This window comes from Mycobacterium sp. PS03-16 (assembly GCF_004570325.1).
Taxonomy (GTDB): Bacteria; Actinomycetota; Actinomycetes; order Mycobacteriales; family Mycobacteriaceae; genus Mycobacterium.
Genome location: NZ_SPQO01000065.1, coordinates 1 through 9,002, shown reverse-complemented (window position 1 = coordinate 9,002; position 9,002 = coordinate 1). Strand labels below are relative to the sequence as shown.

At 72.8% G+C, this 9,002-nt stretch carries 9 protein-coding genes; 3 read left to right on the top strand and 6 right to left on the bottom strand.

Features of this window, described 5'->3' with window-relative positions:
• From E4P42_RS26540 to E4P42_RS26520, 5 genes are all read right to left on the bottom strand, one after another.
• Nucleotides 1-378 (bottom strand): Clp protease N-terminal domain-containing protein (locus tag E4P42_RS26540; protein WP_305801117.1); only part of this gene is annotated, 378 nt, incomplete at its 3' end.
• Nucleotides 379-887: 509 nt separating this feature from the next.
• Nucleotides 888-1,238 carry an Lsr2 family protein gene (locus E4P42_RS26535; RefSeq protein WP_135129616.1) on the bottom strand — a complete coding sequence of 117 codons (351 nt, stop codon included), beginning with the start codon at nucleotides 1,236-1,238 and terminating at the stop codon, nucleotides 888-890.
• Nucleotides 1,239-1,385: 147 nt separating this feature from the next.
• Complete coding sequence (gene lysS, locus E4P42_RS26530; RefSeq protein ID WP_256371219.1) at nucleotides 1,386-3,047, bottom strand: lysine--tRNA ligase; 1,662 nt, start codon at nucleotides 3,045-3,047, stop codon at nucleotides 1,386-1,388.
• Nucleotides 3,048-3,058: 11 nt separating this feature from the next.
• A complete protein-coding gene (locus E4P42_RS26525; RefSeq protein WP_135129615.1) occupies nucleotides 3,059-3,865 on the bottom strand; it encodes a type III pantothenate kinase in 807 nt (268 codons plus the stop codon).
• A 3-nt stretch (nucleotides 3,866-3,868) separates the two neighbouring features.
• A complete protein-coding gene (locus E4P42_RS26520) occupies nucleotides 3,869-4,630 on the bottom strand; it encodes a glycosyltransferase (RefSeq protein WP_209305887.1) in 762 nt (253 codons plus the stop codon).
• An 89-nt stretch (nucleotides 4,631-4,719) separates the two neighbouring features.
• Here E4P42_RS26520 and E4P42_RS26515 point away from each other — a divergent pair, with 89 nt between their 5' ends.
• Genes E4P42_RS26515 through E4P42_RS26505 form a run of 3 tightly spaced genes read left to right on the top strand, consistent with a single transcriptional unit; the run spans nucleotide 4,720 to nucleotide 7,987 of the window.
• Nucleotides 4,720-5,517 carry a carotenoid biosynthesis protein gene (locus E4P42_RS26515; RefSeq protein ID WP_245234251.1) on the top strand — a complete coding sequence of 266 codons (798 nt, stop codon included), beginning with the start codon at nucleotides 4,720-4,722 and terminating at the stop codon, nucleotides 5,515-5,517.
• Entirely contained in the window at nucleotides 5,514-7,061 is a 1,548-nt protein-coding gene (locus tag E4P42_RS26510; RefSeq protein WP_135129614.1) for an FAD-dependent oxidoreductase, read from the top strand. The genes E4P42_RS26515 and E4P42_RS26510 overlap by 4 nt, the downstream gene beginning before the upstream one ends.
• Nucleotides 7,058-7,987 (top strand): phosphotransferase, encoded by a 930-nt coding sequence (locus E4P42_RS26505; RefSeq protein WP_245234250.1) that lies wholly within the window; start codon nucleotides 7,058-7,060, stop codon nucleotides 7,985-7,987. Before E4P42_RS26510 ends, E4P42_RS26505 begins: the two co-directional genes overlap by 4 nt.
• A 7-nt stretch (nucleotides 7,988-7,994) precedes the next feature.
• Here the strand turns inward: E4P42_RS26505 and E4P42_RS26500 are convergent, their stop codons facing one another.
• Nucleotides 7,995-8,711, bottom strand: a complete 717-nt coding sequence (locus E4P42_RS26500) for a CoA pyrophosphatase (RefSeq protein ID WP_135129613.1) — start codon at nucleotides 8,709-8,711, stop codon at nucleotides 7,995-7,997.
• Nucleotides 8,712-9,002: the final 291 nt, after the last annotated feature.

Sequence of the window (9,002 nt, the reverse complement as noted above, 5' to 3'; positions counted from 1 at the left end):
CTTCACCAGGACCTGGGCGGCGACGCCCTCGCCCTCGCGGATCAGGCCGAGCAGGATGTGCTCGGTGCCGATGTAGTTGTGGCCGAGCTGCAGCGCCTCGCGCAGCGACAGCTCGAGCACCTTCTTCGCCCGCGGGGTGAAGGGGATGTGGCCGGACGGCGCCTGCTGGCCCTGCCCGATGATCTCCTCCACCTGCTGGCGGACGCCCTCGAGCGAGATGCCCAGGGACTCGAGTGCCTTGGCAGCGACGCCCTCACCCTCGTGGATCAGGCCCAGGAGGATGTGCTCGGTGCCGATGTAGTTGTGGTTGAGCATCCGGGCCTCTTCCTGGGCCAGGACGACCACCCGTCGGGCTCGGTCGGTGAACCGTTCGAACATGCGCTGCTTCTCCTCTGACCGGCTGGTCCGGCACTGCTCTCCCCGAGAACGGGAAGGAGCACCCGACGTCCGTCGGCGCGCTGGGGCACCGGTCTTTCCACTGTAGTCGCGGTCTCCGACCTCCCGTCGGCGCGCGGCCGGTGTTGGGGAGGGGAGCTGTCCGGTGCAACCGGCGCCGGCGGGAGGGTGTTCCACCGGCGTTACGCCCACAGCAGAAGGCGGCCCGGGGCGGGATGCCCCGCCGGGACGGCGACGGCCCGGCCCCCGAGCGGGGACCGGGCCTGGTCGCGTGCTGGAGCGGCCCCCTTGCAGGGCCCCGGCACGAGCTCGCGAGTGCCGGGGGCAGGAGAAAGGACCTCCTCCACCTCATCCCTCGCAGGCTCGGGACGAGCCTCGGAGCGGCCCCCTTGCAGGGTCCCGGCACGAGCTTGCGAGTGCTGGGGGGCAAGAGAAAGGACCCCCTCCACCTCATCCCTCGCAGGCTCGGGACGAGCCTCGGGAGGGGGCCGTCAGTGGGCGGCCTCGTAGGCCTCGACCACGCTGGCCGGGATGCGCCCGCGGTCGCTGACCGCGTGGCCGTTCTTGCGGGCCCACTCCCGGATCGCGCCGGCCTGCTCACGGTCCATGCGGCCGCCACCGGTCGCCCGCGACCGGCCACCGCCGGAGGCGCGGCCGCCGCCGCGGCTCACCTTCCGGGCGGCCTGCACGTACCGGGAGAATGCGTTCCGCATCTCGTCGGCATTCTTCTCCGACAGGTCGATCTCGTAGTTCGTCCCGTCGAGGGAGAAGCTCACGGTCTCGTCCGCGGGCAGGTTTTCGTCGAGGTCGTCACTGAGGATCACCTGGACCTTGCGAGCCATTACTCTTCCCCACTTCTCACCGCGGCCCCGGAATCGGGGCGGTGTCTCGCCCCGGGCGGGGCTGCTGCATTGCCGGTCGAACGATAGACCATTCGGGAGGATTTGCGGTACACGGCCCACAATGGGGTGAGAAAGGAACGCCTCGGTTCAGGAAGAAATCGGGCGGACGAGCGGGAAGAGGATGGTCTCGCGGATTCCCAGACCGGTGAGGGTCATCATCAGCCGGTCCATGCCCATCCCCATGCCACCGGTCGGCGGCATGCCGTACTCGAGCGCCTCGAGGAAGTCCTCGTCGAGCACCATGGCTTCGGGATCCCCGGCGGCGGCCAGCGCGGCCTGGGCGGTGAACCGCTCGCGCTGGGCGACCGGGTCCACCAGCTCGGAGTAGGCCGTGGCCCGCTCCACCCCGGCGATGTAGAGGTCCCACTTCTCGGCGAGTCCCGGGGTGGACCGGTGGGCCCGCGTCAGCGGCGAGGTGTCCACCGGGTAGTCGACGACGAAGGTCGGTGCCTGCAGGGTGTGCTGCACCAGCGCCTCGAACAGCTCCTCGACCACCTTGCCGGGGATCCACGCCGGGTCCACCCCGACGTCGTGGCGGTCGGCGAGCTCGCGCAGCCGTTCCACCGGCGTCTCCGGTGTGACCTCCGCATCGACCGCCTCGGAGACCGCGGTGTAGAGCGGCACCTGGCGCCACTCCCCCGACAGGTCGATCTCGGTGCCGTCGTTGTGCCGCGCGACGTGGTCACCGAACAGCGCCGCACAGCATTCCTGGGTGAGTTCGCGGGTGAGGGTGGCCATCACCTCGTAGTCGGCGTAGGCCTGATAGGCCTCGAGCATCGCGAACTCGGGAGAGTGGGTGCTGTCGGCCCCCTCGTTCCGGAAGTTCCGGTTGATCTCGAACACCCGGTCCAGCCCGCCGACGATGCACCGCTTGAGGAAGAGCTCGGGCGCGATGCGCAGGTACAGGTCGAGGTCGAAGGCGTTCATGTGCGTGCGGAACGGCCGGGCCGCCGCGCCGCCGTGCACCGTCTGCAGCATCGGCGTCTCCACCTCGAGATAGCCCCGGGAGATCAGGCCCGCGCGCAGGGCGGCCATCACCGCCGCGCGCTGGCGCACGGTGCGGCGGGCCTCGTCGCGCACGATGAGGTCGACGTAGCGGCGGCGGACCCGCAGCTCCTCGCTCATCGGCTTGTGCGCCACCGGCAGCGGGCGCAGCGCCTTGGCGGCCAGCTGCCAGGAGTCGGCGAACACCGAGAGCTCCCCGCGTCGCGACGTCCCGACCTCGCCGGTGACCAGGACCTGGTCACCGAGGTCGATGTCGGACTTCCAGGCGGCCAGGCACTCCTCGCCCACCCGGTCACGGGAGAGCATGACCTGCAGCTCGGCCTCTCCCTCGCGGAGGGTGGCGAAGCACAGCTTGCCGGTGTTGCGGCTGAAGATGACCCGGCCGGTGACGCCGACCCGCTCGCCGGTCATGGTGTCCGGCGCGAGGTCGGGGTGGGCGACGCGGACGGCGGCCAGCGTCGTGGTGCGGGGCACCACGACGGGGTAGGGGTCGACGCCGGCCTCGCGCAGCCGGTCCAGCTTCGCCCGGCGGACGCGGAGCTGTTCGGGGAGTTCGTCGTCCGGAGGGGCTGCACTCGGGCCCGACTCCGCGCCCCGGTCCGCTCCTCGCTCGTCTGCCGAGGGCGCCTCCGCGGTCGCTCCGCTCCTCGCTCGCTGGCGCTCGCTGCGATGCTCACTTCCTGTCGGCGCCCGCCTCGCTGCGATGCTCCCGGGGCTGTCGTCGGGCAGGGGTTCCTCGGTCACGACAGCCCAGCCTACGGGGACGCCGGACGCCGCCCGGCCGCCTGCTGGCGCTCGAAGGCCAGGCGCAGCCCGTGCACGGTGAGGTCGGGTTCGCGCTCGGCGATCGACCGGCAGCTGTCGGCCACCAGCGGCGCCAGCCCGCCGGTGGCGACCACGACCGGTGCGGCGCCGAACTGCCCGACCAGCTCCGCGGCGATCCGGGCGACCAGGCCGTCGACCAGGCCGGCGAACCCGAGCACCAGGCCCGACTGCAGCGCGGCGACGGTGTTCTTGCCGATCGCGTGCGGCGGCACGCTGAGTTCCACCGAGCGCAGTTGGGCCGCCCGGCTGGCCAGCGCCTCGAGGCTGACCTCCACCCCGGGCGCGAGCGCCCCGCCCAGGAACTGCCCGTCAGGGCCGACGGCGTCGACGTTGGTCGACGTGCCGAAGTCCACGACGACCACCGGGCGGCCGCCCCCGTCGGGTCGGCGGCCGAAGAGCTCGTGCGCGGCCAGCGCGGTCACCACGCGGTCGGCGCCGACTTCCCGCGGGTTGTCCACATGCAGCGGGACGCCGGTGCGCACGCCGGGGCCGATGAGCACGACCGGCACCTCGAGGGAGTCCAGCAGCTGGCGCAGCGCCGGGAGCAGCGCCGGCACCGTCGAGCAGGCGGAGACGCCGGTGACGACCGCGTTCCGCAGCAGGCCGCGCCAGAGCAGCCGCAGCTCGTCGGCGGTGGCGCGCGGCGCGGTCGTCACCCGCCAGGAGCCCACGCGGCGGTCGCCGTCGAAGGTGGCGAGCACGGTCTGGCTGTTGCCGACGTCGACGGTGAGCAGCACGGCTCAGCCCACCCGCAGGTCGAGGGCGAGGTCGAGGATCGGCGCGGAGTGGGTCAGCGCACCGACCGACAGGTAGTCCACGCCGGTCTCGGCGACCTCGCGGGCGACCTCCAGGGTGAGCCCGCCGGTGGCCTCCAGCTCCGCCCGCCCCCCGACCAGCGCCACGACCTCGCGCAGCACCGCCGGGGGCATGTTGTCGCAGAGGAGGAAGTGCGCGCCGGCCGCCACCGCCTCGGCCGCCTGCGCGGGGACGTCGACCTCCACCTGCACCGTCACCTTCGGCGCCCGCTCGCGGATCGCCGCCACCGCGGCGGCGACCGCATCCTGCGCCAGCACGACGTCGGCATCGACGAAGACCAGGATTTCGCCGCGCGCGGCGGCGGCCAGTTGCGCGCAGGCGTGCGGTTTCCCGAGCCACCCCGGCGGGGGCGCGACACCGGTCAGCACCCGCAGGCGCGGATCGCCGCCCGCCGCCGCCCGGACCGCGTCGGCGGTCCCGTCGGTGGAGCCGTCGTCGAGGACGAGGATCTCGGCGTCGCCGAGCCCACGCTGGGCCAGCAGCGAGCGGATGGTCGGCGCGATGCGGTGGGCCTCGTCGCGGGCGGGCACCAGCAGCGACACCGCGGCGGTGACCGGCGCCGGATCGCGCGGGGGACGCCGCAGCAGCCGCAGGTTGACGAGCTGGTGCAGCGTGCCCGCGCACGCCAGTGACGAACCGGTGACGGCGAGCGCGCGTAGGGTTTCGGTGGATCGCGCTGCGGGCACCTGCAAACTCTACGGAGCGCCGGCGGCGGCCGCACGGACCGGCGGGCGCACTCGGATCCGCGTTCCGGCTGACAGTGGAGGTATGACGCGTGGCGTTGGCCGTGCCCGTGGTGCCGCGACGCATCACCGGCCTGGTGTGGACGCTCGTCGGCGCGGCGATCCTGGTGCAGATCTTCTATCCGCTGATGCCCGAGTCGTTGCGGACGCAGGTGACGGTGACCAGCGTGGTCGTGTTCTTCCTCGCCGCGGTCGCCGACGCGGCCCGGGTGCACGGCGCGGGCGGGGCCGCGCTGCTGGTGGCCGTCGCCGGCGGCGGCGGGCTGATCGCCGAGGCCGTCGGGGTCGCGGCCGGGTGGCCGTTCGGCGGCTACTCCTACACCGGCACGCTGGGTCCCCAGGTCTTCGGCGTACCGCTGGTGGTGCCGCTGGCGTGGGTGATGATGGCCTGGCCGGCCCTGGTGGTCGGCCGCACACTGGCCGCGCGCCCCGTGGCCGTCGTCGCGGTGGGCGCGGTCGCGCTCGCCGCGTGGGACGTCTTCCTCGATCCGCAGATGGTCGCGGCCGGGCACTGGCTGTGGTTCGATCCCTCGCCCACCCTGCCCCTGATCCCGGAGATCCCGTTGAGCAACTACGTCGGCTGGCTGTTGGTGTCGGCGGCGATCATCGCCACCCTGCACGCCAGGCTGCCCCGCCACGACGGCCCGTCGGCGCCGGCGGCGACCCTCTACCTGTGGGTGTACTTCTCCTCGGTGCTCGGTCACGCGGTGTTCTTCGGACTGCCCGGCTCGGCGGTGATGGGCGGGCTCATCATGGGGGCGGTCGCGGTGCCGTTCGGCCTCGCGCTGCTGCGTCGCCGGGAGCGGACCGTGCCCGGGGCGGTGGCATGACCGACGCGCTGACCAGTCGCGCCGCGCCGCTGCGGATGCGGCGCCGCCGCCTGGTGACGGCCGATCCGCTGCTGCCGCGCGAGGTCGGTGCGGGTGCGGAGGCCGTGGTCGTGGGCGGCGGCATCGCCGGGATCTCCGCCGCGGTGATTCTGGCCGAACGCGGGGTGGCGGTCACCGTGCTGGAGGCGGCCGACCACTTGGGCGGCCGGCTGGGCGCCTGGCCCGAACGGCTGCCCGACGGCACCGAGCAGAACATCGAACACGGCTTTCACGCGTTCTTCCGGCACTACTACACGTGGCGGTCGATTCTGCGCCGCGCCGATCCGGACCTGTCGTTCCTGGCGCCCGTGGACAGCTACCCCGTGATCTCCGAGACCTGGCCGGCCGAGGACCTGTCCGGGCTGCCCGCCGCGCCGCCACTCAACCTGCTCGCGCTGGCGTTGCGCTCCAAGAGCCTGACCCGCCGCGAACTGGTCAGGGCCGACCCGGACGCCGGCCGCGCGCTGCTGGCCTACGACCGCGCCACCACCGTCGCCGAACTCGACGACGTCGACGCCGCTTCATTCCTGGACCGGCTCGGCATGACCGATCGCACCCGCAGCATGCTGTTCGAGGCGTTCGCCCGGTCGTTCTTCTGCAATCAGGGGGACATGTCCGCGGCGGAGCTGGTCGCGATGTTCCACTACTACTTCCTGGGCAACCCCGAAGGTATCGGCTTCGACGTTCCCACCACCGATCACGCCACCGCGATCTGGAATCCGTTGCGCCGCTACCTCACCGGGCTCGGCGCCGACATCCGCACCGATAGCCCGGTGACCGGGCTCGCGCCCGACGGGCACGGCTGGCGGGTGGCGACCGACGGCGGTGACCTCGTCACCCGGCACCTGGTGTTGGCGCTGGACCCCGGGGCGCTGCGCGCGTTGGTGACCGGGTCGGCGGCGACCGCTGTCGCCGCGCCGCTGCTCGCGCGGCGTTGCGAATCCTTGCGCGTGGCACCGCCGTTCGCGGTGAGCCGGCTGTGGCTGGACCGCGACGTCGCCCCCGATCGGGCTGCGTTCAGCGCGGTGAGCGGCCAGCCCAACCTCGACTCGATCGCGGTCTACTCGCGGCTCGAGGAACCCAGCGTCGCGTGGGCGCGGTCCACCGGCGGCTCAGTGATCGAATTGCATTCGTACTCCTGCCGTATCGGCGATGCCGTGGCCGCGGCGCACGCGATGCGCGACGAACTGGCCGCGCTGTGGCCGGAGACCAAGGATGCCGTGGTGCTGCACCGCCACGACCGGCTCGAGGCGACCGCCCCCGCGTTTCCACCCGGTTCGGCGGGCACCCGGCCCGGGGTGCGCACCGACGCGCGCGGGCTGCGGCTGGCCGGCGACTTCGTCGAGCTGCCGTATCTGGCCGGGCTGATGGAACGTTCGGCGATGTCGGGGGTGCTGGCCGCCAACGACGTGCTGGCCGAACTGGGTGCGGCCGCCGAACCGATCGACGGTGTGCCACAACGGGGTCTGCTGGCCGGGGTGCCCGCGCTGCGGCGGCGCCGATGAACACCATGACGGACGCGGAGGTGGCCGAACGCAGCCGGCGGGCGGTGGCCGCCGCGGTCGCCGCCGCCGGTGAACTCGGGTTGCGATCCGAGGACCCGGTGGTGCTGCACGACGTGTTCTCCGTCGTCGTCCATCTCGCCCCGCATCCGGTGGTCGCCCGGGTTCCGCTGGTGCTGACCGGTGACCTGGATCCCGCCCGACAGGCCGCCCGGCAGCAGCGCGAACTCGACGTGGTCGCGTGGCTGCACGAGCAGGGCGTTCCGGTGGTGCCGCCGTCGGACCTGGTGCCGCGGATGCCGGTGCGCCGCGACGGCTTCCCGATGACCTTCTGGGAACTGGCCGAGCTCGCCGACGACCACGAGCCCTACCGGGGGGTCGACATCTCCTGGAGTGCACTGTTGCATGCGCGGCTGGCGGACTACCCGGGGGAGCTGCCGTTCCTGGCGCCGTTCAACCACGGGCTCCCGGCGATGCTGGAGGCACTGGACCGGGTCGACCTCGTGACCGCGGCCGACGTGTCCCGCGCCCGCAGCGAGTTCCGCGCGCTACGCACCGTGCTGGCCGACGAGGCGGCGTTCGCGTCGGCGTTCCCCGGCGTCGGGGTTCAGCCCGTTCAGGGAGATGCGCCGTCGCACAACGTGATCCGCACGACGAGCGGGATCCGCTTCTCCGACTTCGAGGATGTGACGCGGGGGCCGGTCGAATGGGATCTGGCGATGATGGGCGCCGAGGCGGTCGCCGCCTACGACGACGCCGCGGTGCGCCACGGGTTGCGCCGCACCGATGCGGAGGTGCAGCGGTTGATGGATGCGGCGCGGCGGCTGCAGCTCATCGGCTGCCTGACGCTGATACCTCAGCTGCCGCTACTGGCCGACGGACTGGCCGGCGTGCTGGAGGAGTGGCGCGCCTCTGCGCCGCTGACCTGAGCGGCGCTCACCGCCACGCGAAAACGGGCTGCTCGAGGTGATCGACCGGATCGGACCGGCCTTCCAGCCCCAACCACCGCAACTGTAGGAGCACCGCACCCGTCGGCGCGTGGATGAGGTCGTTGCCGAGCGGGATCTGGACCACGGGGCGCGGGCTCTCCGGGATCTCGATGAACCGCGGTGAGTCGTCGCGCTGCAGCTGGTGCAGGCCCACCCGGTAGACCGCCACCACTTCATCGGGCGCGGGCCGCAGGTCGAGCCGTCCCCCACCCCACACCACGACCGGGGTGATGACGTAGCCGGAGCGCGTCGGATAGTCGTCGAGCAGACCGAGCACCGACGACGGCGGCAGTCGGACGCCGACCTCTTCGTCGAGTTCCCGCAGGGCGGCGTCGATCTCCGTCTCCCCCGGGTCCAGGCGGCCGCCCGGCAGTGCCCACTGGGCGGCGTGGGCACGCAGCCGAGACGCCCTGCGGCACAGCAGGAATGCCGCACCACCGGAAACGTCCACCATGCGGCCGTCGAGGTTCTCGGGGATCGGGCGCCCGGCGCCCCAGTCGTCCACCGGCGCCGGGTCGGTCCGGTCCTCGCCGACCTCGGAGTCGACGAGCACCACCGCCACCGCCGCGCGCCGTTTGGTCGCGTCGGTCACGGTGCGCCGGTCGTGGCCGGCCAGGTGAGCCCGGATCCGGTCGCGCAGCGCGTCGTCGTAGGTGATCGTCACTGCTCGACGATAGGTGGCCCCGGCGGCGCTGCGGTTGGCCGGGTTATCCCCAGCGGCGGTTTCATCCACAGAAGTGGGTGGGTGTGGTTGCGCGGATGGTGTTGTCGGAGGGGCTCTTTAGAATGAACGTGTGTTCGAAGAGGTGGCCACCGGTGAGCTGATCACGACGATCAGCGACTCCTATCGTGAGGAGTCGAAGCTGGTGGCGCGCCGGTTGGCCGCGGTCGCCGAACTGCTGGGCCGGCGCACCTGGGAGGCCGAGGCCGAGGACCCCGATTGCGGCTACATGAT

What these genes read in the sequence shown, in the direction of transcription:
- E4P42_RS26505 (WP_245234250.1), top strand. Translation starts at nt 7,058, where the DNA reads ATGAACACCATGACGGACGCGGAGGTGGCCGAACGCAGCCGGCGGGCG.
- E4P42_RS26510 (WP_135129614.1), top strand. Translation starts at nt 5,514, where the DNA reads ATGACCGACGCGCTGACCAGTCGCGCCGCGCCGCTGCGGATGCGGCGC.
- E4P42_RS26535 (WP_135129616.1), bottom strand. Translation starts at nt 1,238, where the DNA reads ATGGCTCGCAAGGTCCAGGTGATCCTCAGTGACGACCTCGACGAAAAC.